Origin of the sequence: Pseudomonas sp. 57B-090624 (assembly GCF_003234055.1) — a bacterium.
Classification (GTDB): domain Bacteria; phylum Pseudomonadota; class Gammaproteobacteria; order Pseudomonadales; family Pseudomonadaceae; genus Metapseudomonas; species Metapseudomonas tohonis.
Window position 1 is genome coordinate 33,078 of the sequence record NZ_QKRU01000047.1, and the last position, 25,468, is coordinate 58,545.

The following is a 25,468-nucleotide window of genomic DNA, read 5'->3' on the forward strand; positions in this document are numbered from 1 at the left end:
CCGACGTGCACATAGAAAACAGAACCTTCCTGATCACCGGCGGCGGCTCCGGCCTTGGCCTCGCCACCGCCCAGGCCCTGCTGGCGCAAGGCGCCCGGGTGGTGCTGGTGGACATCAATGCCGAGGCCGGCGCCGCCCGCGCGGCCGAGCTGGGCGACAACGCCCGCTTCCTGCGCGCCGACATCACCCGCGAGGACGAGGCCCGTGCTGCCGTCGCTGCTGCCGTCGAGGCCTTCGGCGCGGTGCACGGGCTCATCAACTGCGCCGGCATCGCCCCCGCCGAGAAGGTGCTGGGGCGCAAGGGCGTGCATGGCCTGGACAGCTTCCGCCGGGTGGTGGAAGTCAACCTGATCGGCAGCTTCAACATGCTGCGCCTGGTGGCCGAGGCCATGGCCGGCAACGAGCCGGACGAGCAGGGCGAGCGCGGCGTGCTGATCAATACCGCCTCGGTGGCGGCCTTCGACGGGCAGATGGGCCAGGCCGCCTATGCCGCCTCCAAGGGCGGCGTCGCCGCCATGACCCTGCCGCTAGCGCGGGACCTGGCGCGCTCGGGCATCCGCGTGATGTGCATCGCCCCCGGCATCTTCGAGACGCCGATGATGGCCGGCATGCCCCAGGAGGTGCGCGATTCCCTGGCCGCCGACGTACCGTTCCCGCCGCGCCTCGGGCGCCCGGGCGAATACGCCGCGCTGGTGGCCCACATCATCGGCAACACCATGCTCAACGGCGAGGTCATCCGCCTGGATGGCGCGCTGCGCATGGCCGCGAAATGAGGAGAACGTCATGAACGCGAAGATCGACCCCATCGTCATCGTCGGTGCCGCTCGTACCCCCATGGGCGGCTTCCTCGGCGACCTGCGCGAGATGACCGCCGCCGAACTGGGCGCCGCCGCCATCGCCGCCACCCTGGCGCGTGCCGGCGTGGCCGCCGAGGCCGTGGACGAGGTGCTGATGGGCTGCGTGCTGCAGGCCGGCCAGGGCCAGGCACCGGCGCGCCAGGCGGCGCTCGGCGCCGGGCTGCCCCAGGGCGTGGTGTGCTCGACGGTGAACAAGATGTGCGGCTCGGGCATGAAGGCGGCGATGCTCGGCCACGACCTGCTGGCGGCCGGCAGTGCCGCTGTGGTAGTCGCGGGCGGCATGGAGAGCATGTCCAACGCGCCCTACCTGCTGGAGCGCGCACGCACCGGCTACCGCATGGGCCATGGCAAGGTGCTCGACCACATGTTCCTCGACGGCCTGGAGGATGCCTACGACAAGGGCCGCCTGATGGGCACCTTCGCCGAGGATTGCGCCCAGGCCTACGGCTTCACCCGCGAGCAGCAGGACGCCTTCGCCATCGAATCCCTGACCCGTGCGCAGAAGGCCCTGGCCGAAGGCCGTTTTAGCGTCGAGACGGTGGCGGTGCAGGCCCGCTCGGGCCGCGAGGTGCGCGAGGTCGTCGGCGACGAGCAGCCGCCGAAGGCGCGGCTGGACAAGATTCCCACCTTGAAGCCGGCATTCCGCGAGGGCGGCAGCGTCACCGCCGCCAACTCCAGCTCCATTTCCGATGGCGCCGCGGCACTGCTGCTGATGCGCCTGTCGGAGGCGGAGAAACGCGGCCTGACGCCCCTGGCGCGCATCGCCGGGCACGCCTCCTTCGCCCAGGCGCCCGGGCTGTTCACCACCGCGCCGGTGGGCTCGATCCAGCGCCTGCTGGCTCGCACCGGCTGGAACCTGGAACAGGTGGATCTGTTCGAGATCAACGAAGCCTTCGCCGTGGTGCCGATGGTGGCCATGCGCGACCTGGGCATCGCCCACGAACGGCTCAATGTGCACGGTGGCGCCTGCGCGCTCGGCCATCCCATCGGCGCGTCCGGTGCGCGGGTGCTGGTGACCCTGCTCGGCGCCCTCGGCCAGTACGGCCTGAAGCGCGGCATCGCCTCGGTGTGCATCGGCGGCGGCGAAGCCACGGCCGTGGCCATCGAGCGCATGGACTGAAGGAGAGAACGATGATCCCGTCCGAACAAGACCTGCAGATACGCGATGTCGCCCGCCAGTTCGCCCAGGAGCGGCTGAAACCCTTCGCCGCCGACTGGGACCGCGAGCACCGCTTCCCGGCCGAGGCATTGCGCGAGATGGCCCAGCTGGGCTTTCTCGGCATGCTGGTGCCGGAGGCGTGGGGCGGCGCAGCCACCGGGCACCTCGCCTACGCCATGGCCCTGGAGGAGATCGCCGCCGGCGATGGTGCCTGTTCCACGATCATGAGCGTGCACAATTCGGTGGGCTGCATGCCGATCCTCAAGTTCGGCGACGAGGAGCAGAAGCGCCGCTTCCTGCGGCCGCTGGCGGAAGGCTCGATGATCGGCGCCTTCGCCCTCACCGAGCCGCAGGCCGGCTCGGACGCCAGCGACCTGCGCACCCGCGCGCGCCGCGAGGGCGACCACTACGTGCTGGACGGTGCCAAGCAGTTCATCACCTCGGGCAGCCACGCGGGGATGGTGATCGTCTTCGCGGTGACCGACCCGGCCGCCGGCAAGAAGGGCATCAGCGCGTTCATCGTGCCCACCGACACCCCGGGCTACCAGGTGCTGCGGGTGGAGGAGAAGCTCGGCCAGCACGCCTCCGACACCTGCCAGATCCAGCTCGACGGGGTGCGCATCCCCGTCGGGCTGCGCCTGGGCGCGGAGGGCGAGGGCTACCGCATCGCCCTGGCCAACCTGGAAGGCGGGCGCATCGGCATTGCCGCGCAATCGGTGGGCATGGCCCGTGCGGCCTTCGAGGCGGCGCGGGACTACAGCCATGAGCGCAGGACCTTCGGCAAGCCGATCATCGAGCACCAGGCGGTGGCCTTCCGCCTGGCGGACATGGCGACGCAGATCGCCGTGGCGCGGCAGATGGTGCATCACGCCGCTGCCCTGCGGGAGGCGGGGCTGCCCTGCCTGACCGAGGCCTCGATGGCCAAGCTGTTCGCCTCGGAAATGGCGGAGAAGGTCTGCTCGGCGGCGATCCAGGCGCTGGGCGGCTATGGCTACCTGAAGGACTTCCCGGTGGAGCGCATCTACCGCGACGTGCGCGTGTGCCAGATCTACGAAGGCACCAGCGACGTGCAGCGCCTGGTCATCGCGCGGAGCCTGTAGGGAAGGGGGGAGGCCGTGCGGCCTCCCGGAGGTCAGCGGTAGGTGGCGCGGGTCTCGGCGCTGCCGAGTGGCGTCTTGCGCGGCGGCTCGTCGCCCTGCCGGGCGCGGCTGAACATCAGGTAGGCATCCAGCAGCAGCGCTTCGAGGCCGGACAGCAGTTGTTCCTGGTACTGCGCCCGTTCGCCGCTGGTGTCGGGGTCATGCTCGTCGAGCGTTTCGCGGATGCGCTGGACCAGGTGGGTGGCCTGTACCAGGCGGTAGTCGCCCAGGGCTTGGCAGGCCTGCGCCGGTGAGTCGGGGCGGATGTCGAGGATCTCCTCGGGGAAGTCCTCGAGCGTGGGGAACTTCAGCGAATCTTCCATGGGTGGGATCTCCTGGGGGCGCGCCTGGTCCAGGCGCCGAAGGTGGCTGTCGGGCAGCTCTGGCGCGCGGGCATCGCGCATGAGCACGTCGAAGTGCGGTCGGGGGAAATGGCGGGCATCAGGCATGGCAAGGTCCTCGCGGCGGTTGTGCTGCCCCGGCGGGGCATGCCGTCTGGACTCTAGCGAGCGGTTTTGTAAGGGCTCAAGAATGATGGGAAGTAGGAGCGGTCCCCATCACCTGTGTGAAAGCTGGCAGGCCCACCTGGCACGGGCCTGTGCGCGTCAGGGCGTGGCCACCAGGGCGGCCGGCAGACTCAGGTGGACTTCGGCGCGTCCCTCCTGGTTGGTGAACGCCACGCTGCCGCCGTAGCTTTCGCAGAGCGCCTTGACGATGGGCAGGCCCAGGCCCCAGCTCTTGGTGTCGCTCCGGGTGGAGATGAAGTAGGGCGTGGCGAGGTTGACCAGCACCTCCTCGGGGAAGGCGCCGCGGTTGCTGACGCAGAACATGACCCTATCGTTCTCCATGCGCTGTGACACCTCGATGGTGGTGCCCGCCTCGCCGTGTTTGGCGGCATTGAGCACCAGGTTGTCGAAGATGCGCAGGAAGGCCAGCTTGTCCCAGAACACCATCTGGTCCGTGCCCTCTGCCTGGAGGTCGAGCGGGTTGTCCACCTGCAGGCGCAGGTTGGCCACGGCTTCCTCCAGCAAGGGGGCCAGGGGCATCTGCTCGCCGATCAGGCGGATGCCGCCGCCCATGCTGACGTGGGAGATGTCGAGGATGTTGGCGACCATCTTGTCGATGCGTCGCAGGTTTTCCTCCAGCAGGGTGATCATCTCCTCGGTGCGTCGTGCCGGGTTCTTCTGCATCAGCCCCGCGACCATGACGGCGGCGGCCAGGGGCGAACGCAGGTCATGGCTGAAGGAGCGCATGAAGCGTTCGAGCATGATCTTCTCGGCACGCAGGTTCTCGCTTTGCGCCTGGGCCACCTCGCGCTGCTTCTCGACGTCTTCGAGCTTGCTGTCCGATCTCATCAGGCTGGAGATGGTCGCCAGCATCTCGTCGGGGTTGATCGGGTGGGTGAGGTAGGCGCGGGCACCGGTGTTCAGCCCCATCGCCTTGTCCTTGCCGCTCATGAAGGTGGCGGAGATGTTGATGATCGCCGGCAGCTTGTCGTGGCCGAGCCGCTGCTCGGCCTTCTGGATCAGCTCGAAGCCGCTCATGTCCGGCAGGTTGATGTCGAGTATCACCAGGTCCACGCCGCTTTCCAGGCTCGTCAGGCCGTCGCTGCCATTGGCGGCCTCCAGCACTTCGTAGCCGGGTTCGCTGGCGAGGATCTTGCGCAAGACGTAACGGTTGGCATCCATGTCGTCGATGATCAGGATCCGTCTATTTCGCATCGTGGTATCTCCCCGCCAGGCGCTGCACGTGATGCAGCAGGGTTTCGGCATGGTTGGGTTGGGACTTGTCGAGGATCGCCTGGCACCGGCTGCCGAGGCGCGCGCGTTCTCCGTCGGCCATCTGCTTGGCGGTGTTGACCAGCACCCGGGCATGCATGCTCCAGTCCATGCTTTCCAGCAGGTCCTCGCCGGAGATGTCGGGCAGGTCGAGGTCGAGGATGATGATGTCCGGGCGCACCGCGTGCAGCTTGTCGATGCTGGCGCTGGCGCAGTCCGCCTCGATGATCACCGGCTCGAAGGGTTGCAGCAGGTGGTTGATCAGGTAGCGGTCGGCCGCGCTGTCGTCGATCACCAGGATGGTGGTGCCGGCGAGGCTGATCAGCGCCGGTTGCCGCTGGTTGTACTCGCGCGCCACCTGGACATGGAAGCGGCTGCCGCGCCCGGGTTCGCTGCTGAGGCTGATATCGCCCTTGAGCAGGTTGGCCAGGCGCAACGCCAGCGGCAGGCCCAGGCCGTTGCCGTGGACCTGCAGGCCGGGCGCGCGGATGCGGGCGAACTCCTCGAAGATGCGCGCCTGGTTCTCCACGGAGATGCCGACGCCGGTGTCCTCGACGACGAACTCCAGGGTGTGCTCGTCCGGCTGGAAGCAGCGCACGCTGACGCTGCCTTCGCGGGTGTACTTGAAGGCGTTGGTGATCAGGTTGCGCATGATCTGGAACAGGCGGTTGCGGTCCGTCTCCAGGGGCAGGTCGAAGGCCGGTTCGTGGATCGTCCAGCCCAGCTGCGGGTAGCGCATGGCCAGGGCCCCGGTGAACTGGCGCAACTGCTCGAGGAACCCGCTGAGCTCGAAGCGTTCGGCAAGCACTTCCATGCGCCCGGACTCGGCCTCCGCGAGGTCGAGCAGTTCGTTGACCAGCCCGGAGAGATCGGACGCCGCATCGGCGATGAAGCGCACCTGCTTGTTCTGCTCGGTGTTGAGCGCCCCGTCGACGCCGCTGAGCAGCAGCTTGGAGATGTTCTCGATGATGTTGATCGGGGTGCGGAACTCGTGGGTCATGTTGGAGAAGAAGCGGCTTCGCGCCTCGCTGGCGTCCTTCAGTTCGGAGGACGCCTTCTCCAGCTCCGAGTAGAGCGCCACCACGCCCTTGTTGGTGTTCTCCAGTTCCTGGTTGGTGGCTTCGAGTTCCTTCTGCTTGCTCTGCAGCTCGGCGCTGGTGAGCAGCAGTTCGGAGCCACGCACCTGCAGTTCCACGTAGGGGTCGGCCGCCCCTTCGCTCTGCAGCTGGCGGCGGATCTGCTGGATCGACTGTTCGCTGGGCAGCGGGCGCGGCGGATAGACCGTCTTGCAGGCGCTGATGCGCGTGCCCTGGGAGCCGGTGTCGATATCGAACTCGTCCATCAGCCGCTGTGCGCCGCGCAGGCCGACACCCATGCCGGTGGGCGAGATGTAGCTGCCATCGAGGATCTGCGCGATCTCGGCGATGCCGCTGCCTTGGTCAACGGCATCGAAGCAGATGCCGGTGACCAGGCCGCGCGCGTCGCAGCGCAGGTCGAAGTGGAAGACGCCGCTGCCGGCGTACTGGTAGACGTTGCGGGCGAGCTCCGAGACCGAGGTGGCCAGGCGGATCTGCTCCAGTGGCGAGAGGCCGAGCCAGGCGGCGATCTGCTTGGCGCCCTGGCGGCAGCTGACCACGTCGACTTCCTCGAGGATGCTGATGCTGGTGATGCGGCGCTTAGTGCTCACGCTTGACCACCACCACGGTTGCATCGTCGTTGAGCCGCCGGTGGTCACGGTGGATGAGCGCGGCGATCACGCCAGGGTGGCGTGCGCGCAGTCCTGGATAGGCGTTGTAGTCGATCTTCGTGCTGATGCCGTCCGAGGCCAGGATCATGATTGAACTGTCGTCCCAGGGATAACTGAATGTATGGATACGACCGATGCGGTATCCGACCGTTCCATTGCTCGACACCATGCTGCGGCCCTTGTCGGTCAGCAGGGTGCCGGCGACGTTGCCGATGCCGCAGAACTGCACCTGGCGCTGTTCCGGCTGTACTTCGGCGATGGCCGCCGCGCCGCCGCGCGTCGACATCAGGGCGCGGTGCAGCTGCTCCATCAGCGTCTGCAGGGGCAGTTGCAGGTTGTGTTCGAGGAAGACCTGGCGGGCCTTCTGGCTGGCCACGTTGGCGGCGTGGCCATGGCCGAGGCCGTCGCAGACCAGCACGCGGTTGCCGCGGATCGCCCAGGCGTCCCCGCCGATCTGCTCGCCGGGGTAGGGCGTGCACACGGCGCCCGCCACCATACCGTTGCCGGGCGGGGGCGGGGCGAGGTGGAAGCGCGCCTGTACCACGCTGCCCTGCCCGGGCTGGGAGAACAGGTCGAAGCCGTCGGACATGCGCTGGATGGCGCCGAGCCCGGCGCCCATGGTGCCGGTGGTGGAGTAGTGGTCGCTCAGGCACTGGGCGACGTTGCCCATGCCCGGCCCACGGTCCACCGCGATGACGTCCAGGCGCTGGTCGTCGCAACTGAGCAGCAGCTCGCCGCCTCCGCCATGGATCACCAGGTTGCGGCCCATCTCCTGCACCACCACCGTGAGGCGGCCGAGCAGGTTCTCGTCCGCGCTGCGCTGGCTGGCATGGCGGATGATGCTGCGCCTGGCCGCGTCCACATGGGCCAGGTCGGTGACGGGCAGCACCAGGTGGCAGTGTTCGACGTTCACTTCCATTTCCACAGCTCCACCCGGGTGCCCTGGCCTGGCTGGCTGTCGATCGCGAACTGGTCGACCAGGCGGCGTGCGCCGCTGAGGCCCAGACCGAGACCGCCGCCCGAGGTGTAGCCGTCCACCATGGCGCGTTCCAGGTCGGCGATGCCGGGCCCCTGGTCGCTGATGCACAGGCGCACCGCCGCGCGGCCATCGCGCAGGCAGCTCTCGATCACGCATTCACCGCCGCCGCCGTAGATCAGGGCGTTACGGGCGATCTCGCTGGCCGCCGTCACCACCTTGGTCTGCGAGACCAGGCCGAGCCTGGCTTCCTCGGCCGCTTTGCGCACGCGCTGGCGAATGACGACGATGTCAGTCTCCTGCTTCAGCGGAAGCGTCTCTGTCTTCGTCACGCTCGTGCTCCAGGGTCAGGTCATCGTCGGCGACTGTGCTTTCCAGCCAGCGCATGCCTTTCTCGACGTTGAGGGCGGTCGCGATGCCCTCCAGCGAGAGCCCCAGTTCCACCAGGGTAATGGCCACGGCAGGCTGCATGCCGACGACTATGACCTTGGCGTCGAGGATGCGGGAGACGTTGGCGATGTGGGAAAGCATGCGGCCGATGAAGGAGTCGACGATCTCCAGGGAGGAGATGTCGATCAGCACGCCCTTGGCCTTGTGCCGCACGATCTGCTCGGTGAGGTCTTCCTGGAGGTCCAGGGCGAGCTGGTCGTGCATGTCCACCTGGATGGTCAGCAGCAGGTACTTGCCCATCTTCAGGATCGGGATTCTGTCCACCATCTGTGCGATCTCCTCAGCGTGCGCCGCTGACCAGGCGGACGTTCAGCTCCTTGAGCGCGAGCTGGAAGGCGTCGGCCAGGGATGCCTTGGTCAGCACGTCGCCCAGCTCCACGCCCAGGTGCACGATGGTGGCGGCGATCTGCGGGCGGATGCCGCTGATGATGCACTTGGCGCCCATCAGCTTGGCGGCGGTGATGGTCTTGAGCAGGTGCTGGGCGACCATGGTGTCCACGGTGGGGACGCCGGTGATGTCGATGATGGCGATGTCGGACTCGGTCTCGACGATCTTCTGCAGCAGCGCCTCCATCACGATCTGGGTGCGGTTGCTGTCCAGCGAGCCGATCAGCGGGATGGCCAGCACGCCCTTCCACAGCTGCACCACCGGGGTGGACAGCTCCAGCATGCTTTCCTGCTGCTCGCGGATCACCGTCTCGCGGCCGGCCACGTAGGCCTGCATGCTGTAGAGGCCGAGTTTGTCGATCAGGCGGCTGGCCGACCAGACCAGCTCGATGGCGTTGTCGTTGCCACGCTGGATCAGCTGGAACAGCGGCTCCTTGAGGGACAGCACGAAGGTGGCCGTCTCGATCGGGGTGAAGCCCTGGCGGCTCTGCGCCACGGACAGGCGCTCGAGCAGGGTGCGGGCGTTCTTCCAGGCCGGCGCCGTGAAGTCCTCGCCGCCTTCGGTGATGCCCGCTAGCAGGGCGCGGAGCAGCTCACGGGAGTTCTCCTGCACGGTGCGGTCGTCGATCAGGTCGCTGCGGATACCGGCGGCGCGTTGGGCAGCCATCCAGTCGTCGAGGATGGTCTTTTCGTTTTGCTTGAGCAGATCGGCTAGAACGGCGGTGGACATTGGTATCTCCCTGTCGGATGGCTCGTTGACGAGCGGTTCGGTTTTCGACCACGAAAAAGTGCCCAACACTAGCAAGGCGCACGGGTAAACGGAGCACGAAGCGGCGGAGTCTACTGGCGTTTCGGGCATCCGTCGCGGCCAGCGGAAACCCGCTCCGGCAATAGGAACGCAGCGGCGCCATTTGGTGCGACAAGAAGATGGATGAAGCGTGCTGCAGCCCACGATTGCGGACGGCTCACCGGTGCGGGCCACCCTCGCGCGCGTGCCGTGACGCCCCCCTCGGGCGTGACCGCCCGGTCGGTTCGAGGGAACCACCGGCGCCGACGGTTTTTCCAACGCTCAGATACACCGAGTCGGAGGACCGAGAGATGCCAGCCAGCCTGACCCGCTTCGCCACCGAGCCTGCACGGCGCGCCTACGTCGCCGCCCGGGTGGGACACGCCGAGCCCGAGCTGCTGTTCTTCGAGGGCGATGGACGCACGCCCAACAGCCGCTTCCCCGTCCTGCTCTATCGTGCCGCCCTGCCGGGGCAAGTGGACCGTGCCGAAGCCTTCGAGAAGCGCTTCGCCGCCCATCGCTGGGCACCTCTGTGGCGCGACGGGGTGTTCGACTACCACCACTACCACGCCAGTGCCCATGAAGCCTTGGGTGTCGCCGCCGGCAGCGCGCGGCTGATGCTCGGTGGCGAAAACGGCCGGGAGGTCAGGGTGCGCGCCGGTGACGTGCTGGTGTTGCCGGCAGGCACCGGGCACTGCTGCCTGGAGGCCAGCGAGGACTTCCTGGTGGTGGGGGCCTATCCGCGTGGGCAGGAGGCCTATGACATCCAGCGAGCGGGCACCGATCGCTACCTGGCATCGGTACGGCGCATCGCCCAGGTGCCGACGCCGGTGGCCGATCCGCTGACCGGACGCGACGGCGCGCTGACCCGTGCCTGGCGCTCGGCCTGAGCGGCGCGCGGGCTCTTTACGCGACAGCGGCCGCCGGTGCAGGCTCGGCCATCGCCCCGCCAGAGGGGCCGAGGAGGGAAGCCCATGTCGCCCAGGACCCTGCTGCCGGCGTTGCTGGTCTCGACCGTCTGCGCGGCCGAGCCGCCGTCCACCGGCAAGGAGCCGCCCAATGCCTTCGAGGCCGCGTTCTCCATGACGATGGTCTCGCCGATGATCAGCGTCATCGCCTCCACCGACCTCAGCAGCGACGAGAAGCAGTTGCAGCTGGGGCGTGCCCGCGAGGACGCCCTGGCCTTCGTCGCCTCCGCCGGGGCGATCCGGGGGGCGCACCTGGAGCAGGCGCTCGGGTCGCTGCGCGAGGGCTCGGCCACGGGCGACATGGCGTGGGCGCAGGCGCTTGCGGCGGGCCCTGAGCCTGCCATTCGTCGTCCTTACACAACCTTTACCCAGCGGCGGTGATCCGTGATTTCGCGCCGTTGTCTGATCTTGCGTCCCGGTCCATTCCCTAGCCGGGCGCAGGAGGAGTCATGTTTCGTCGTTTGCCCCAGGTTGCCCTGCTGCTGGGAGCCGCCGCCCTGGCCGGCCAGGCTTCGGCCCACGGGCATGATGCCGGCCCCGCAGTGATCGGGGCGGTGGTCGGGGCCGTCGTCGGCGGTGCCATCGTCGCGTCCCGCCCGGCCCCGGTGTATGTACAACCCGCGCCCGTGTACGTGGCGCCACCCCCGGTGGTCTACGCACCGCCGCCCCCTCCGCCGCCGGTGTACTACTACCCGGCGCAGCCCGTGTACTACCCGCCGGTGGTCGCCCAGCCCGTCTACTACGGTCCCGGCCCCTATTACGGCCCGCCGCGCCACTGGCACGGGGGTGGCCCGCGCCGCTGGTAGAGCAAGGAAGCCCCGCTGATGCGGGGCTTCATTTTTAGTGGGCCCGCGCGCGTGCGGGGATGACGGGGTGGGGTGGAGGTTCGCGTTTGCACCGTCACCCCCAGCGAAGGAGGGGCCACTCGATGGCTCTGCCGCCGATGGCGGGATCAATCAGGTGCCGCTTTCGGTGAATTTCTCCAGGTACAGCGGGTTGCCATCGAGGGCGTTTTCCTGGAGCCAGGCCTTCATCGACTCGATCATGGGCGGCGGGCCGCACAGGTACATGTCGAACGGGGCCGCGCGCAGGTGTTCAGGGTCCAGGTGCTCGCTCACGTAGCCGCGCTTGCCGTCCCAGCCCGGCGCGGCGTCGCTGACCACCGGGATGAAGGTGAAGCCCGGGATGCGTTCGGCGTAGCCCCTGATGCGTGCCAGCTCGCAGAGGTCGGCCGGCTGGCGCACACCGTGATAGAGCCGCACCGGCTGGTCGCAGCCGCGTTCGGCGAGCTCGTCGAGCATGCCGAGGAAGGCGGAGAGCCCGGTGCCGCCGGCCACCAGCACCAGGGGCCGTTCGACCTGGCGCAGGTAGAAGGCGCCCAGCGGCGCCTCGAGGCGGATTTCATCCCCGGCCTGGCAGCGCTCCCTCAGGTAGTCGCTCATCACACCGCCGGGCAGCAGGCGGATGAGGAACAGCAGGCGGTTCTGCGCATTCGGCCGGTTGGCGAACGAATAGGCGCGATGCGCCTCGGTGCCCGGTACCTGCAGCCGGGCGTACTGGCCGGGAAGGAAATCCAGCGGGCTGTCGCCGCCAGCCTCCAGGTGGAGCAGGGCGGTGCTGGCGGAAAGCAACTCCACCTCGCTGACCCAGGCCTGCACCGCGCGGGTGCCGCTGGCGCTGCACAGCGTGGAGTCGAAATCGAAGTAGAAGGCGGCGTCGGAGCGCACGCGGGTCTGGCAGGCGAGCACCTTGCGCTGTTGCAGGTCGCTGGGCGAGAGCGCTTCCTCGTCGACGTAGTCGAGGCTGTATTGGCCGGATTCGCAGCGGCCCATGCAGGTGCCGCAGACGCCTTCGCGGCAGTCCAGCGGGATGTTGATGCCGTTGCGCAGGGCGGCGTCGAGGAGCAGTTCGCCGCCCTTGATGGGGAAGAAATGGGTTTTGCCGTCGGCGAAGCTGATGGCGACCTTGTGGTTCATGCTGCGGCTTCCGTTGGCTCAGAGGTGATAGAAATCCAGCACCGAATTGATGGTGTCGTTGAGCAGCACCACGTGCTTGCGGGTGATCTTCCAGCTGTCGCCCTCGGCCCGCAGGTGGTAGGTGGCGTGGCCGAAGAACTGCTCGCTCCGGCCCAGGCGGTGGAACAGCGTGTGCCAGTTGGCCCTGACTTCCAGCTGCCCGTCCTCGCGTTCGGCGATGCGCAGGTTGCCGATGCCGTGCAGGGTGCGCGGCATGGGGATGGTGGAGGCCGCCTTGCCGGTGCGGATGCGGAACACCCGGTCTTCCAGCCCCGCGCGGCTGGCGTAGTAGATCAGCGACATGCCCCGGCGGGGATCGGTGGTGTAGCTGTGCTCGCTGTCCCATTGCGGCAGGTGGAATTCGCTGTCCTCGCTGAACAGGTCGAGGTAGGCGTCCCAGTCCTGGGCGTCGCACAGCTCGCACTTGCGATAGAGGAACTGCTCGATGCGGTACTGCAGCTGCGGGCTCATGCCTGCACCTCCTTGAGTGCCAGGGCCTTGCGCTCCAGCCCCTGGAGCAGGAAGCGCTGCCAGTTGCCGTGCTGGTTGACGTAGAGGCCTTCATGGGTGAATTCGGTGCCGGTGAGCACCGGGGCGATGCCGAGGGTCTCGCTGTGCGGTGTGGCGCCGCGGACCCAGCGATCATGGCCCCGGGAGATGTCGCTCCAGCGCTCCAGGCGGGCCTCGAAGCCGCGCTGGGCCTCGCGGAATTCCACCAGGTCGTCCGGCGTGCCCATGCCCGAGACGTTGAAGAAGTCCTCGAACTGGCGGATGCGGCTTTCGCGGTCGGCGTCGGACTCGCCCTTCACGCCGATGCACTGGCTGATGACCTCGGTGCGGTTCCAGGCTACCGGGCGCACGATGCGCAGCTGCGAGCTGATCTGGTCCATGAAGAACAGGCTGGGGTAGAGGTTCAGGTTGCGCAGGCGGTGCATCATCCACTCCGCGCGGGCCTGGCCGTACTCCGCCACCAGGCGCGGCATCACCGTGGCGTAGCCGGGGCGCACCGTCGGGTTGGGCATGTCGCTGAACAGCACGCTGTGGCCGTTCTCGAAGGAGAACCAGCCATCGTCGGTGGCGGCGTCGCCAGCGCCCAGCTTGCTGTAGTCGAGGGTGCCGCCGGTATCACCGCGGTCGGCGTTGACCTGCTGGCGGTGCTGCACCGTGGCCACGTAGTTGTAGTGCACGGTGCTGACGTGATAGCCGTCCAGGCCGTTCTCGTTCTGCAGCTTCCAGTTGCCGTCGTAGCTGTAGGTGGAACGGCCCGGCAGCACCTCCAGCTCCCCGGTGGGGGACTGCGCGACCATCATGTCGAGGAACACCCGGGCGTCGCCGAGGAAGTCCTCCAGGGAATCGCTGGCCCCGACATCCAGGCTGATGAAGACGAAACCCTTGTAGCTGGCGATGCGCGCCTTCTTCAGGCCGCGCGTGGCCTTGTCGAAATCCTCGGGGTATTCGCCCGGCGCCTTCACCTTCACAAGGCGGCCGTCGTTCTTGTAGCACCAGGCATGGAAGGGGCAGGTGAAGGTGGACTGGTTGCCCCGGCCGACGCGGGTGAGGGTGGCGCCCCGGTGCTGGCAGGCGTTGATCAGCGCATGCAACTGGCCGCTGGCGTCACGGGTGACGATCATCGGCTGGCGGCCGGCGCGCAGGGTGATGAAGTCGTTGGGGTTGGCGATCTCGCTCTCGTGGCAGGCGTAGATCCAGTTCTTCTCGAAGATCAGTTCCATCTCCAGGTCGAAGAGCTGCGGCTCGGTGAACATCTCCCGGGCGATGCGGAACACGCCCTCGGCCGGACGGAAGTCCAGGCAGCCGCTGATGAAGTCTTTCCACTGCGTGACGCTCTTGTCGTTGTTCATGCACCTGTACCTGTCACATCGGGCGAATCGGTCGGCTCATTTAACGGAGCGCCGCGCCGGCCGGTCTATCCGCTTTGTCGAGGAAGGCGATCCGTTTATTCCGGGTGGCGTAACACCCGTTGGGTAGTCGCTACCCAGCGTGGGGCGGCCTCCGGATCGCGCGGGGCGTGGCGGGCAGCTGCGCGTGCCGGTGGCTGTCCGCAAAGTTGGCGAATGCTGTCCGGATAGCGAGCGGGTGGGCTTTGCCGGGCATGCGTGGCATGGTGCTTGCGTCCCCGGACGACGACGCGCCGGCAGAGCGCGCGGAACAACAGCCTTGAGAGTGCCCGTGATGAACCCGCCCGAATCGCATTTCCGTGATCTCCGTGCCGATCGTTTCGACCTGGCTGGTGCCCGCTCCTGGATGGCGGGCATCTGCGGGCCGCACCAGCTCGATGCCAGCCGCCCCAACCGGATCCGCTTCCACCACAGCGGCAACGTGCTGCGGTCGATGTCCACCACCCTCGGCATCATCGAATACGGCACCGACGTGACGGTGGCCGTGGCCGATGTCGAGGGCTTCAACAGCTACAGCCTGAGCCTGCCCCTGTGCGGTGAGCAGGAGTTGCGCTGCGACGGGGCGCTGCTGCGCTCGGACCGCGACCAGGCGGTGATCGTCGCGCCCAATCGCAGCCAGGAGCTGAGCATCACCGGCGACTGCCGCAAGCTGCAGGTGGTGATCACCCGTGCCGCGATGCGCGAAGTGCTGGAGGGCATGCTGCAACGGCCGGTGGAGGAGCCGTTGCGTTTCGAGCCGCTGATGGATGCGGTGGAGGGTGCCGCCGCCTCCTGGTGGCGCATGGCCCGGCATATCCTCGACGAGATGGAGCATGGCGGGCTCTACGGCCAGCCGCTGTTCAGCCGTGACCTGGAGAGCGCGTTGCTCAAGGGGCTGATCCTGGCCCAGCCGAGCAACTACTCCGAGGAGCTGCGCCAGGTGCTGGGGCTCAAGGTCCCGCACTACCTGGTGCGAGCACGCGATTACATCCACAGCCACGCCCGCGAGGCGTTGCGCCTGGAGGATGTGGAAAGCGCCGCCGGTGTGTCGCGTTTCAAGCTGTTCGAAGCCTTTCGCAAGTACTACGGCGCATCGCCCATGGCCTACCTGAAGAAGCACCGCCTCGGCGCGGTGCGCCAGGAGATCCTGGAAGACCGCTCCGCCCGCAACATCTCGGTGATCGCCATGGGGTGGGGCTTCGGCCACCTCGGGCGGTTCTCGGTGGAGTACCGCAAGCTGTTCGGCGAGACGCCGAGCGCCACGCTGCAGCGGGCCGAGTCGCGTCGTCGCGAACCCTTCGCATAGCCTGCCCGGCCGGCCCGCGCAGGCGGGGCGTTATAGGGCGTGTGCGGCTTAGCACCAATCGTTCGAAGGCGCGGGCGAGGGTGGGTGGATCATCCCTGTCTATGCTTGGACGACTTTTTTCTTCCGGCCTGTCGATCCGGTCGTCCCCCGTTCGACTAGGGATGCAAGCCCATCAACAAGGAGCGAACGATGAAGTACCTGTGCCTGATCTATTTCGACGAGGCCGTGCTCGATTCCATGCCCGCCGAGCAGTTCGAATCCATCGTCGGCCACTGCATGGACTACGAGCAGCGCCTGCAACGCAGCGGCCAGTACATCGCCGCCGAGGCGCTGCAGTCCACTCAGACCGCCACCACGTTGCGCCTGCAGGGCGACAAGCTGTCGATCACCGACGGCCCCTTCGCCGAGACCCGCGAGCAACTGGGCGGCTTCTACCTGATCGATGCCAAGGACCTCAACGAGGCCATCCAGATCGCCGCGAAGATCCCGCCGGCCCGCCTGGGCTGCATCGAGATCCGCCCGATCAAGGAACTGCCCAGGCTCTGAACCAGGAGGAACCCCCGATGAAGATCGAATCGCATCCCGTCGTCGACCACGAGCAGTGGCTGGTGGCCCGCAAGGAACTGCTGCGCAAGGAGAAGGCCTTCACCCGCCTGCGTGACGAGCTCAGCGCCGCGCGCCGCGAGCTGCCCTGGGAGCGGGTGAGCGACGCCTACCGCTTCGAAGGCCCCACGGGACAGGAGACGCTCGATCAACTGTTCGCCGGCCGCAGCACCCTGGTGGTCTACCACTTCATGTTCGGCCCGGGGTGGAAGGAGGGGTGCGATGGCTGTTCCTTCCTCGCCGATCATTTCGACGGCGCCAACCTGCACCTGGCCCATCACGACGTCAGCCTGGTGGCCGTTTCCCGCGCGCCCTGGCAGGAGTTCCAGGGCTTCAAGCGGCGCATGGGCTGGCAGTTCAAGTGGGTGTCTTCCCACGGCTGTGATTTCAACGCCGACTTCGGCGTCGCCGCCACGCCCGAGGCGATCGCCGCCGGCACCGCGCGCTACAACTACGACACCAGCCGCGACCCCGGGGAGGAAATGCCCGGCCTCAGCGTGTTCTTCCGCCTGCCGTCGGGGGAGGTGTTCCACACCTATTCCACCTATGCGCGCGGGCTGGACATGCTGGTGGGCACCTACAACGTGCTCGACTTGCTGCCTAAGGGCCGTGACGAGGACGAGATCATGGACTGGGTGCGCCACCATGACCGCTATGAAGGCGCCGGGCCACGGCATGACTGCTGCTCAGCCAAGGCCGGGGGCGACTGATGGCGGCGTTGCAGGCCCGCCAGCGGGTGGAGGCGGTCTACCGCGAGGAGTCACGCCGGGTGCTGGCGACGTTGATCCGCCTGCTGGGTGATTTCGAGCTGGCCGAGGAGGCGTTGCACGACGCCTTCATCGCCGCCGTGGAGCAGTGGCCGGTCGACGGCGTGCCGGCCAACCCGCGCGCCTGGCTGGTGTCTGCCGGGCGTTTCAAGGCCATCGACGCGCTGCGTCGGCGTGCCCGTTTCGATGCACGCCAGGCGCAGTTGATCATCGAGCTGGAGCGCGACGAGCCCGGGGAGATCGAGGACGTGGAAGACGACCGCCTGCGCCTGATCTTCACCTGCTGCCACCCGGCGCTGCCGGCGGACGCCCAGGTGCCGCTGACCCTGCGCGAGGTCTGCGACCTGAAGACCGAGGAGATCGCCCGGGCCTTTCTCGCCACGCCCTCGACCATCGCCCAGCGCATCGTCCGCGCCAAGGCGAAGATCCGCGACGCGCGGATTCCCTACCAGGTGCCGGCCATGGCCGAGCTGCCGGAGCGGCTGGATAACGTGCTGCGAGTCATCTACCTGGTGTTCAACGAGGGTTACTCGGCCACCTCCGGGGATTCGCTGACCCGCGCCGACCTGTCGGCCGAGGCCATCCGCCTGGGGCGCCTGCTGCTGGAGCTGCTGCCGGATTCGGAGGTCATGGGGCTGCTGGCGCTGATGCTGCTGCACGATTCGCGGCGCCAGGCCCGCACCGGCGCCGATGGCGAGCTGGTGTTGCTGGAGGACCAGGACCGTGCGCTGTGGAACCGCCAGCAGATCGACGAGGGTTGCGCCCTGGTGGAGCGCGCCCTGGCCTCGCGGCGTATCGGCATGTACACCTTGCAGGCGGCCATTTCCGCCGTGCACGCCAGCGCCGCCACGCCCGAGGCCACCGACTGGGCGCAGATCGTCGCGCTCTACGGCGTGCTGCAGCGCGGCATCGGCTCACCGGTGATCGAACTCAACCGCGCGGTGGCGGTGGCCATGCACCAGGGGCCGGAAGCCGGGCTGGCGCTGATCGAGGCCATTCTCGAACGCGGGGAGCTGCGTGATTACCAGCTGGCGCACTCGGCCCGCGCCGATCTCTACCGTCGCCTGGGGCGCCGCGCCGAGGCACGGGCCGCCTACCAGGTGGCGCTGGGACTGACCCGCCAGGACACCGAGCGGCGCTTCATCGAACGGCGCCTGGCGGAGTTGGCGCCGTGACGGGAATCACCCGTGGCAGGCACGGGAACCGGGGCTGAGGCCCGGGCTACGAGCACAGGAGAAGCACCATGAGCAGCAACGAACAGGCCGTCGAGCAACTGCATGCCCTGCTGGGCGACTGGGCCGAGGCGGTACGCAGCAAGGACGTCGCGCGCATTCTCGGCTTCTACGCCCAGGAGGTGGTGGCCTATGACGCCATCCTGCGGCTGCAGTTCGTCGGCCGTGAGGCCTATGGCGCGCATTGGGCCTATTGCATGGAGATGTGCCAGGGCGCTTCGATCTTCGATCCGCAGCACGTGACGATACGCGCCGGCGGTGATGTCGGCTTCGCCCATTTCCTCTGCCTGTGTGGCGGCACCAACGCCGACGGGGTCGAACAGCGCAGCTGGATGCGCGTCACCTGCGGCTACCAGCGCATCGGCGGGCAGTGGCGCATCGTCCATGACCACTTTTCCGCGCCCTTCGACATGGAAAGCGGCCAGGCGCTGTTCGACCTGGAACCCTGATCAGGCACCCAGGCTGCGGAAGTGGTCGAGCATGCGCTGGGCATCGGCCTTGGCGCCACTGAACAGTTCGAAGGCCTTGACAGCCTGGAACACCGCCATGGTGCCGCCATCCAATGTGCGACAGCCGAGGGCCCGGGCGTCCCTGAGCAGCTGGGTCTCCAGCGGGAAGTAGACGATTTCGGCGACCCACAGCGCAGGGCGCAGCAGTGCGGCGGGCACCGGCGTGCCCGGCAGCTTGGCCATGCCCATGGGCGTGGTGTTGACCAGGCCGTCCGCATCCGCGAGCGCGCCGGGCAGGTCGTCACCGGCGCGGGCGCGGCCGGCGCCGAAGCGTCGCTCCAGGCTGCTCGCCAGGGCCTGGGCGCGCTCGGCGTCGACGTCGAATACCTGCAACTGGCCGACGCCCTCGGCGAGCAGGGCATGGGCCACTGCAGCGCCGGCCCCCCCGGCCCCCATCTGCACCACCTGGCGGCGTTCGACATCGCCCAGCCCACGGCGGAAGCCTTCGGCAAAACCCAGGCAGTCGGTGTTGTGGCCGACACGACGGCCGTCGCGCAGCACCACGGTGTTCACCGCCCCGATGCCCTCGGCCTCGGGGGAAAGCTCGTCGAGCAGCGGGATGACCGCCTGCTTGCAGGGAAAGGTGATGTTGAGCCCAGTGAAGCCGGTGCGCTCGGCGGCCTCCAGCAACTGGGGCAGGGCGCTGACGTCGAGCCGGAGCGGGTCGAGGTCGATCAGCCGATAGAGGTAGCGCAGGCCCTGGGCGTCGCCTTCATGCTCGTGCAGGGCGGGGGTGCGCGAGGCCTGGATGCCGGAGCCGATCAGGCCGGCGAGTACGCTTGCGTGTGCGGTCATGGCGTCAACCCTTCAACAGCTTGCCGAAATGCTGCACGCCGGCCCGGTAGCCGTCGCTGCCCAGGCCGCAGATCACCCCGACGGCGATGGCGGAGACGAAAGAGTGCTGGCGGAATGCTTCGCGCTTGTGGACGTTGGAGAGGTGCACTTCGATCACCGGCAGCTCGCTGGCGACCAGGGCGTCGCGGATGGCCACGGAGGTGTGGGTCCAGGCGCCGGGGTTGATCAGGATACCGGCGCAACGGCCACGTGCCTGGTGGATCCAGTCGATCAGCTGGCCTTCGTGGTTGGTCTGGCGGCACTCGATTTCCAGGCCCAGCGCGGCACCGGTCTCGCGGCATAGCCGATCGATGTCGGCGAGGGTTTCGTGACCGTAGGTCGCGGGCTCGCGGGTGCCGAGCAGGTTCAGGTTGGGGCCGTTGAGGACCAGCAGGGTGGGGGACATCAGGGGCATTTCTCCATTGTCATGAGCCCAGCCGGGAACGCGGGCGGGGCTGGAATGGAAAAATGTACTAACTGGTTACTTTAATCAATCGGAGGCTATCGGGCGGGCAATCGGGTAACGGTTATTCCGTTCGATAATCGGTCACTCGGATGCGTCATCGGTCTCCAGCAGCAACGGGCCGCTGCCGAGATCCGAGAGCTCGTCACCCGGGTTGCGCAGGGGGCAGACCTCCATGGTCAGGCAGCCGCAACCGATGCAGCCGTCGAGCTGGTCGCGCAACTGGGTGAGGCGGCGAATGCGTTCGTCCAGCTCGGCCTGCCAGCGCGCCGACAGCGCATGCCAGTCGGCGGCAGTGGGCGTGCGGCCTTCCGGCAGCGTCATCAGTGCGGCGTGGATGGAGGCCAGCGGGATACCCAGGCGCTGGGCTACCTTGATCACCGCCACCCGGCGCAGCACCTCGCGCGGGTAGCGGCGCTGGTTGCCGGCGTTGCGGGTGCTGGTGATCAGCCCCTTGGTTTCGTAGAAGTGCAGGGTGGACACCGCCACGCCGCTGCGCTCGGCCACTTGGCCCACTGTCAGCGCCTTGCCGATGTTGCTCGCCGTCACCTTTGGCATGCTCGTCCTCCGCTATTGACCTCAAGTTAAGTTGAGGTTTTACCCTCGCCGCCAGCATTGCACAACGGTAGAAGGAGTCTCGGCATGACCAACGAGCAATTGCAGGGCGTCGTTTCATCCATTCATTTCTCGGCCGACCCGGCCTGCCTGCCAGCTCTGGTGGAGAACCTGGGCGTGCGCCTGGCGGCCTGTCTCAAGTCCCAGGTGGGGCTGCTTTCCACCAGCCTGGAAACCAGCGCCGATGGCCGCTGGTTGATCCAGCGCAGCCGGTGGGTCTCAGCCGATGCGGCGCAGGCCGCATTGGAGGGTGACTCCTGCAGCGCACGTCTGCTGGGCGAGGCGATCTGGCGCTATGGCGCCAAGGCGGTGCGCTTCGAAGCGCAGGAAGGAGCGTAAGAGCTCGGTCGCAAGGTGTGGGGAAGGTGGAGTGGCGTGAAAGGTCGTGGCGGGGTGTCGCCTGAGTGACTCGCCCGGGAGTCCCGGGCGAGCCGAGGGGCTTACTCGTAGCTCATGGTGTAGGTGATGCTGGTGCTGACCTGGCCAGGCAGGGCATCTGCGCCGCGCGGCGCGTGGTATGCCGCGAAAAGGCCAATGAAGGCGTTGCCGCCTGCGCCGCTGAGCTCTTCGAGGTTGTTCTGGCCGGTGGCGAGGTTGATGGGCTCCTGTTCCTTGTTGAACAGCTGCACCGCGACGTTGGAGGCGTCAGCGCCGCTGAGCTCGTTCTTCAGGGTACCGGTGGCGGGGTCGACGTTCGGGCCTATCTCGAAGTGCGCCTTCACCTTGGAACCCTGGGTGCAGTTGGAGAGTGCGATCACGAACGGGGTGAGGCCGGCATTCTGGCCTGCCAAGAGGGAGCTCTGGGAGACGATCGGCAGTTGCACGGTCTGGTTGAGGGAAGGGGTGGAGATATCACAGGTCCTGCTGGAAACCTCGCCCTTGATGGTGATGGTGCCGTCGAATGCGAGCGCCAGATTGCTCAGGCCAAAACCGACCAGGGCCGCGCTGGTGGTGAGGAACTTCTTCATTTATCTCTCCTTGATGGCGCCTGGCTCCACGCGCCGGATTAAAGGTTGACCTCGAGAGTCGGAACCAGAACCGAATCGCGCTGCAGTCTCGATAATGAGAGCTGGATCGCATTCAGCAGAGCGAGCGCAATGATAACGAGGGCTTTCCAGGTCGAATGGAGTCCGCAATCCATGTGGGTTGTAGGAATAGTCGCCCCGTCAGCAAGCTTGTTCCGAGGAGTTTGCCTTCGTGGCTATTCAGCAGGTTCCGACCTGAGAATCGTTGGCTGGCCCTTGCTAAAATCTCAAACTTTCTCAACGAGTCAGTACCTTGGACATCGACCTGGCGCGCACCTTCCTCGAAATCGTCCGCAGCGGCAGCTTCGTCGCCGCCGCCGAACGCCTGCACGTGACCCAGACGGCGATCACCGCGCGGGTGCAGAACCTGGAGAACCAGCTGGGCTGCAAGCTCTTCGTGCGCAACCGTGCCGGAGCGCGGCTGACGGCCGAAGGCGAGGTGTTCGTCGGTCATGCCACGCAACTGGTGCAGACCTGGGAGGCCGCACGGCGCGACCTGCCGCTGCCCAAGGGCTACCGCGACCTGCTCGCCATCGGCGGTGAACAGAGCCTGAGCAACCCCTTGCTGCTGGGCTGGATGAGCCGCCTGCGCGAACGTATTCCCTCCCACGCGGTACGCGTCGAGGTCGCGCCCGGACAGCAATTGCAGAAGCAGCTGGAGCTGGGCCTGCTGGATGCCGCGCTGGTCTACCAGCCCGAGTACTGGCCGGGCATGCAGGTGGAGCAATTGCTGGAGGAGAAGTTGATCCTGATCCGCTCCACCAGCAACCCCGAGCCCTACGTGCAGGTGGACTGGGGCCCGACCTTCCGCCAGCAGCACGACGCCGCGCTGCCGGACAAGGCCCGCGCCGCAGTGACGGTGAACCTGGGCCCGCTGGCACTGCAGTTCATCCTCCACCACGGCGGTTCGGGGTATTTCCGTACCCGCGTGGTGCAGAGCTATCTGGACGGCGGCCAGCTGGAACGCGTGGAGCGCGCCCCGGAATTCACCTACCCGACCTATCTGGTCTATTCACGCGACAAGGACACGCCGCTGCTGCAGCAGGCCATCGCCGTGCTGCGCGAGGTGGTGAGCGAGGACATCGACTGGTCGCAGCGCTGGGAAGCCACGCTCTGAGGCCGGCATGGACCTTCCCGGGCTGAAGCCCGAGCTACGTGGCGTCAGCTGGTGACCTTCAATTCGTAGATGGTTGGAGCGAAGCGAACCCCGTGCATCAGGCACACCCCGCGCACATCGACTCAGAACCGGGCGAAGGAAGCTGAAGCGGCGAGAGCAGACGGGACGGTGGGCTTAAGCCCATCCCATGGATTGCGCCGCGTGAGCCTCAGCTCGCCACCTTCAGCGTGGGGGCCGGAGCCTGGGCAGTGAGGTCCTTGAGCCAGTAGCGGTAGAGCCCGCCGATCAGGTCGCTCTGGCTCACCAGGCCCACCAGCTTCTCGTCATCACCCAGCACCGGCAGGCAGTGCAGGCCCTGGTCGGAGAGCAACGACACCAGCACGCCGATATCGGTCCCGCGCCTCACGCAGCGCACCGAGCGGGTCATGAGCTCGCCCAGGCGCGGGGCGGGCCGGTGGCGCAGGCGGCCGAACAGCGAGCCGGGCGTTTCGTCCTGGGCGTGGCGGAACAGGTCGCCGGGGGTGACGATGCCCACCAGTTGGTTCTGCTCGTCGAGCACCGGCAGGGCCTTGATGTGGTGCTTCTCGAACAGCTTCCAGGCCTGTTCGCGGGTGGTTTGCGGGGTCGCGGTGAGCAGGTCGCGGGACATGATCTGCTCGGCCGTCACCTGGCCCACGCTGCGTCGCAATGCGTTGCGTTCGGTCTGGCGTAGCAGGCGCTCCAGGTCGTCGCGGGTGATGTCGACGAACTCGCCGAACTCCTCCAGCGCCTGGTCCAGGTCTTCATCGGAAAACACGCCGCGCTCGCTGGGCAATGGGTCGGCGGTCAGGTGCTGGCCGACACGGGCCTGGCTCGTCGCGGTGCTCAGGGCACTGCGGGTCAGGCGGTTGTACGCCAGGGCCATGGCCACCAGCAGGCACGACCCCAGCAGCACCGGCCAGACCACGGCGAAACCCTGGGCTTCGAACGCCGGGCCGCCCAGGGCCACCGCAACGGCCAGTGCGGTGCCCGGTGGGTGCAGGCAACGCAGGGCGTACATGGTCAATACGGTAAGCGCCAGGCCCAGGGTCGCGGCCAGCACGGAGTGGTCGATCCACAGTCCGGCGGCCGTGCCCACCAGGGCCGCCACCAGATTGCCCATCACCACCGACCAGGGTTGTGCCAGGGGGCTGGAGGCGACGGCGAACACCAGCAGCGAGCTGGCACCGAGCGGGCCGGCGAGGCGCAGTGCGACCTCGCTGCCGAAGACATGGCCACAGGCCATGCAGCACAGGGCCAGGCCCATGCAGGCGCCCAGCGCCGCGCGCAGCCACTCACCGGGTTGTGCGGTGCGCGGTGCGGGGGCCAGGCGTTTGCGCCAGCGCTGCCAGAGGGCATCCGGGGTGTCGTGCATGGTGATCTCTTCGTTGCCTGAGCCGTTCGGAGCGATAAAAAAGGGCCCTTGGGGGCCCTGGAGGAGTCCCACTGCGTGCGCGGGAAGGTCGCCATCCCTGGGCATGGAACAGGAGCAGGGTGGTGCGATCGTTGCCGCACGGGGCGGAGCCGGGCGGCGAGATGGTGCGCATGCTACGGGCGGCACCAAGCATGCCGCCAATGAATAATATTGCTCGTTCGATGCAATTTATTTGCATCAAAGGCGCCTGCTTTCGCCTGGGCAAGGGCCCGGGGCCGGCGTAGCATCGGCTCCCTCCAGGCATTCGAGGCGATGGCGACTATGCAGCGACATACGGTGGGCGCAGGGTTGGACGCGGAGCGGCTGCTGCTGGACAAGATCCACGACGGGCAGCACGACAGCGGCCTGCTGCTGTGGCGACCGCTGCACGCGGCGCTGGTCATGCCCCGGCGCATGAGCCGCCTGCCGGCTTTCGATACGGCGCAGCATGCCTGCCTCGAGCAGGGCTGGCCCATCGCCCTGCGCGACACCGGGGGCGAGCCGGTGCCGCAATCATCGGCGGTGCTCAACGTCGCCCTCGCCTATGCGGTGCCGCGCGAGGAGAACGAGCTGACGCGCATCGAGACCGCCTACCTGCGGTTGTGCCAGCCCCTGTGCGACTGGCTGGCCGAACTGGGCCTGGAGCCGGGGCTGGGCGAGGTGGAGGGCGCCTTCTGCGATGGCCGCTTCAACGTCAACCTGCAGGGCCGCAAGCTGGTGGGCACCGCCCAGCGCTGGCGTCGGCGGCAAAGCGATGGTCGCCACGTGGTGCTGGCCCACGGCGCCATCCTCATGGGCAACCAGCGCGAAGCCATGGTGGAGGTGGTCAACACCTTCTATCGCGAGTGCGGCCTGGGCACCCGCTGCCGCGCTGGCAGCCACATCGCCCTGGAGGAATGCCGCGCCGATGCCTGGGATGCCAGCAGGCAGCTTGCCGGGTACTACCGGCGGATGCTGGATGCCGCTGGAATCGATACCGACCTGTAGCCCGGGCTTCAGCCGGGGGAGAGTGGGCGAATGACATTGATGGACGTCCTTGTGCACCCACCGCATGGGTTTCGCTTCGCTCTACGCCATCCTACGAGAGCCGCTGCTACGTGCGCGCGAGTTGGTGCGCACATCAATGTGAGGAGTCGAGCGAAGAACGTTGGAGCAGCCGCCAAACGCCCCTTCCCAGGAGGCCGAGTGAATCGTCGTGTAGGGGGGTGAGCGACATGGATGTCGCGAGAGCCGCGATGGGCCAGGGACGGCCCTTCGCGGCGTGCCCCTGGAACGATGATGGAGCGAGGGGAGTCTGGCGAAGCCAGACCCGTATGGAGGGGCAAGTTTTTTGGTTCCTTTTCAACGATTGGAAAAGGGACTCGCCCGGGGGGGGGGGGGCGAAACCAGAAGCGCCAGCAAACCTCG

The 25,468-nt window shown here is 67.7% G+C and carries 29 protein-coding genes; 14 read left to right on the plus strand and 15 right to left on the minus strand.

Annotated elements, in window-relative coordinates:
• The first annotated feature begins 5 nt into the window (after positions 1-5).
• The 3 genes from DMX10_RS21175 to DMX10_RS21185 are packed head-to-tail and all read left to right on the plus strand — an operon-like array spanning position 6 to position 3,116.
• Positions 6-773: a 3-hydroxyacyl-CoA dehydrogenase gene (locus tag DMX10_RS21175; protein ID WP_111262919.1), complete on the plus strand. Its 768-nt coding sequence runs from the start codon at positions 6-8 to the stop codon at positions 771-773.
• A gap of 10 nt (positions 774-783) precedes the next feature.
• Positions 784-1,977: an acetyl-CoA C-acyltransferase gene (locus tag DMX10_RS21180; protein WP_111262920.1), complete on the plus strand. Its 1,194-nt coding sequence runs from the start codon at positions 784-786 to the stop codon at positions 1,975-1,977.
• Between the two features lie 11 nt (positions 1,978-1,988).
• On the plus strand, positions 1,989-3,116 hold the full coding sequence (locus DMX10_RS21185; RefSeq protein ID WP_111262921.1) for an acyl-CoA dehydrogenase family protein: 1,128 nt from the start codon (positions 1,989-1,991) through the stop codon (positions 3,114-3,116).
• A gap of 32 nt (positions 3,117-3,148) precedes the next feature.
• Here the strand turns inward: DMX10_RS21185 and DMX10_RS21190 are convergent, their stop codons facing one another.
• The 7 genes from DMX10_RS21190 to DMX10_RS21220 all read right to left on the minus strand — a co-directional run bounded on the left by DMX10_RS21190 (position 3,149) and on the right by DMX10_RS21220 (position 9,223).
• Positions 3,149-3,604: a hypothetical protein gene (locus DMX10_RS21190; protein ID WP_111262922.1), complete on the minus strand. Its 456-nt coding sequence runs from the start codon at positions 3,602-3,604 to the stop codon at positions 3,149-3,151.
• 156 nt (positions 3,605-3,760) lie between these two features.
• The gene (locus tag DMX10_RS21195; RefSeq protein WP_111262923.1) at positions 3,761-4,876 is read right to left on the minus strand and encodes a response regulator; all 1,116 of its coding nucleotides are present in this window, start codon (positions 4,874-4,876) and stop codon (positions 3,761-3,763) included.
• The gene (locus DMX10_RS21200) at positions 4,866-6,620 is read right to left on the minus strand and encodes an ATP-binding protein (RefSeq protein ID WP_256604841.1); all 1,755 of its coding nucleotides are present in this window, start codon (positions 6,618-6,620) and stop codon (positions 4,866-4,868) included. Before DMX10_RS21200 ends, DMX10_RS21195 begins: the two co-directional genes overlap by 11 nt.
• A complete protein-coding gene (locus tag DMX10_RS21205; RefSeq protein WP_236206247.1) occupies positions 6,610-7,599 on the minus strand; it encodes an ATP-binding protein in 990 nt (329 codons plus the stop codon). The genes DMX10_RS21200 and DMX10_RS21205 overlap by 11 nt, the downstream gene beginning before the upstream one ends.
• Positions 7,590-7,988, minus strand: coding sequence for an anti-sigma regulatory factor (locus DMX10_RS21210; RefSeq protein WP_111262925.1), 399 nt, complete (start codon positions 7,986-7,988; stop codon positions 7,590-7,592). The genes DMX10_RS21205 and DMX10_RS21210 overlap by 10 nt, the downstream gene beginning before the upstream one ends.
• On the minus strand, positions 7,948-8,373 hold the full coding sequence (locus tag DMX10_RS21215) for an STAS domain-containing protein (protein WP_111262926.1): 426 nt from the start codon (positions 8,371-8,373) through the stop codon (positions 7,948-7,950). Before DMX10_RS21215 ends, DMX10_RS21210 begins: the two co-directional genes overlap by 41 nt.
• Positions 8,374-8,386: 13 nt before the next feature.
• Positions 8,387-9,223 (minus strand): STAS domain-containing protein, encoded by an 837-nt coding sequence (locus DMX10_RS21220; RefSeq protein WP_111262927.1) that lies wholly within the window; start codon positions 9,221-9,223, stop codon positions 8,387-8,389.
• Between the two features lie 368 nt (positions 9,224-9,591).
• Here DMX10_RS21220 and DMX10_RS21225 point away from each other — a divergent pair, with 368 nt between their 5' ends.
• From DMX10_RS21225 to DMX10_RS21235, 3 genes are all read left to right on the plus strand, one after another.
• The gene (locus DMX10_RS21225; RefSeq protein ID WP_111262928.1) at positions 9,592-10,170 is read left to right on the plus strand and encodes a cupin domain-containing protein; all 579 of its coding nucleotides are present in this window, start codon (positions 9,592-9,594) and stop codon (positions 10,168-10,170) included.
• A gap of 84 nt (positions 10,171-10,254) precedes the next feature.
• On the plus strand, positions 10,255-10,629 hold the full coding sequence (locus tag DMX10_RS21230) for a DUF2388 domain-containing protein (protein WP_236206248.1): 375 nt from the start codon (positions 10,255-10,257) through the stop codon (positions 10,627-10,629).
• 68 nt (positions 10,630-10,697) lie between these two features.
• Entirely contained in the window at positions 10,698-11,054 is a 357-nt protein-coding gene (locus tag DMX10_RS21235; RefSeq protein WP_111262929.1) for a hypothetical protein, read from the plus strand.
• A 150-nt stretch (positions 11,055-11,204) separates the two neighbouring features.
• On the opposite strand, the gene antC is transcribed toward DMX10_RS21235, so the two are convergent.
• Genes antC through antA form a run of 3 tightly spaced genes read right to left on the minus strand, consistent with a single transcriptional unit; the run spans position 11,205 to position 14,122 of the window.
• On the minus strand, positions 11,205-12,224 hold the full coding sequence (gene antC, locus DMX10_RS21240) for an anthranilate 1,2-dioxygenase electron transfer component AntC (RefSeq protein WP_111262930.1): 1,020 nt from the start codon (positions 12,222-12,224) through the stop codon (positions 11,205-11,207).
• A gap of 18 nt (positions 12,225-12,242) precedes the next feature.
• Positions 12,243-12,734, minus strand: a complete 492-nt coding sequence (antB, locus tag DMX10_RS21245) for an anthranilate 1,2-dioxygenase small subunit (RefSeq protein ID WP_111262931.1) — start codon at positions 12,732-12,734, stop codon at positions 12,243-12,245.
• The gene (gene antA, locus DMX10_RS21250) at positions 12,731-14,122 is read right to left on the minus strand and encodes an anthranilate 1,2-dioxygenase large subunit (RefSeq protein WP_111262932.1); all 1,392 of its coding nucleotides are present in this window, start codon (positions 14,120-14,122) and stop codon (positions 12,731-12,733) included. Before antA ends, antB begins: the two co-directional genes overlap by 4 nt.
• A gap of 331 nt (positions 14,123-14,453) precedes the next feature.
• Between antA and DMX10_RS21255 the strand changes: the two genes are divergently transcribed.
• The 5 genes from DMX10_RS21255 to DMX10_RS21275 all read left to right on the plus strand — a co-directional run bounded on the left by DMX10_RS21255 (position 14,454) and on the right by DMX10_RS21275 (position 18,515).
• Positions 14,454-15,464, plus strand: a complete 1,011-nt coding sequence (locus tag DMX10_RS21255; protein WP_111262933.1) for an AraC family transcriptional regulator — start codon at positions 14,454-14,456, stop codon at positions 15,462-15,464.
• Between the two features lie 189 nt (positions 15,465-15,653).
• Positions 15,654-16,010, plus strand: a complete 357-nt coding sequence (locus DMX10_RS21260) for a YciI family protein (RefSeq protein WP_111262934.1) — start codon at positions 15,654-15,656, stop codon at positions 16,008-16,010.
• Positions 16,011-16,027: 17 nt separating this feature from the next.
• The gene (locus tag DMX10_RS21265) at positions 16,028-16,777 is read left to right on the plus strand and encodes a thioredoxin family protein (protein ID WP_111262935.1); all 750 of its coding nucleotides are present in this window, start codon (positions 16,028-16,030) and stop codon (positions 16,775-16,777) included.
• A complete protein-coding gene (locus DMX10_RS21270; RefSeq protein WP_111262936.1) occupies positions 16,777-18,009 on the plus strand; it encodes an RNA polymerase sigma factor in 1,233 nt (410 codons plus the stop codon). The genes DMX10_RS21265 and DMX10_RS21270 overlap by 1 nt, the downstream gene beginning before the upstream one ends.
• Before the next feature lie 68 nt (positions 18,010-18,077).
• Positions 18,078-18,515: a nuclear transport factor 2 family protein gene (locus DMX10_RS21275; RefSeq protein WP_111262937.1), complete on the plus strand. Its 438-nt coding sequence runs from the start codon at positions 18,078-18,080 to the stop codon at positions 18,513-18,515.
• Here the strand turns inward: DMX10_RS21275 and DMX10_RS21280 are convergent, their stop codons facing one another.
• The 3 genes from DMX10_RS21280 to soxR form a co-directional block, all read right to left on the minus strand.
• Positions 18,516-19,370, minus strand: a complete 855-nt coding sequence (locus tag DMX10_RS21280; protein WP_111262938.1) for a shikimate dehydrogenase — start codon at positions 19,368-19,370, stop codon at positions 18,516-18,518.
• A gap of 4 nt (positions 19,371-19,374) precedes the next feature.
• Positions 19,375-19,815, minus strand: a complete 441-nt coding sequence (aroQ, locus tag DMX10_RS21285; protein ID WP_111262948.1) for a type II 3-dehydroquinate dehydratase — start codon at positions 19,813-19,815, stop codon at positions 19,375-19,377.
• Positions 19,816-19,956: 141 nt separating this feature from the next.
• The gene (soxR, locus tag DMX10_RS21290) at positions 19,957-20,430 is read right to left on the minus strand and encodes a redox-sensitive transcriptional activator SoxR (RefSeq protein WP_111262939.1); all 474 of its coding nucleotides are present in this window, start codon (positions 20,428-20,430) and stop codon (positions 19,957-19,959) included.
• A gap of 84 nt (positions 20,431-20,514) precedes the next feature.
• Between soxR and DMX10_RS21295 the strand changes: the two genes are divergently transcribed.
• The gene (locus tag DMX10_RS21295) at positions 20,515-20,826 is read left to right on the plus strand and encodes a hypothetical protein (protein WP_111262940.1); all 312 of its coding nucleotides are present in this window, start codon (positions 20,515-20,517) and stop codon (positions 20,824-20,826) included.
• A gap of 101 nt (positions 20,827-20,927) precedes the next feature.
• Here DMX10_RS21295 and DMX10_RS21300 read toward each other — a convergent pair whose 3' ends face one another.
• Entirely contained in the window at positions 20,928-21,455 is a 528-nt protein-coding gene (locus DMX10_RS21300) for a fimbrial protein (protein WP_111262941.1), read from the minus strand.
• A gap of 310 nt (positions 21,456-21,765) precedes the next feature.
• Here DMX10_RS21300 and DMX10_RS21305 point away from each other — a divergent pair, with 310 nt between their 5' ends.
• Entirely contained in the window at positions 21,766-22,629 is an 864-nt protein-coding gene (locus DMX10_RS21305; protein ID WP_111262942.1) for a LysR family transcriptional regulator, read from the plus strand.
• Positions 22,630-22,837: 208 nt separating this feature from the next.
• Here DMX10_RS21305 and DMX10_RS21310 read toward each other — a convergent pair whose 3' ends face one another.
• Positions 22,838-24,022, minus strand: a complete 1,185-nt coding sequence (locus DMX10_RS21310) for an HPP family protein (protein WP_111262943.1) — start codon at positions 24,020-24,022, stop codon at positions 22,838-22,840.
• 312 nt (positions 24,023-24,334) lie between these two features.
• On the opposite strand from DMX10_RS21310, the gene DMX10_RS21315 reads away from it, so the two are divergent.
• Entirely contained in the window at positions 24,335-25,048 is a 714-nt protein-coding gene (locus DMX10_RS21315; RefSeq protein WP_111262944.1) for a lipoate--protein ligase family protein, read from the plus strand.
• Positions 25,049-25,468: the final 420 nt, after the last annotated feature.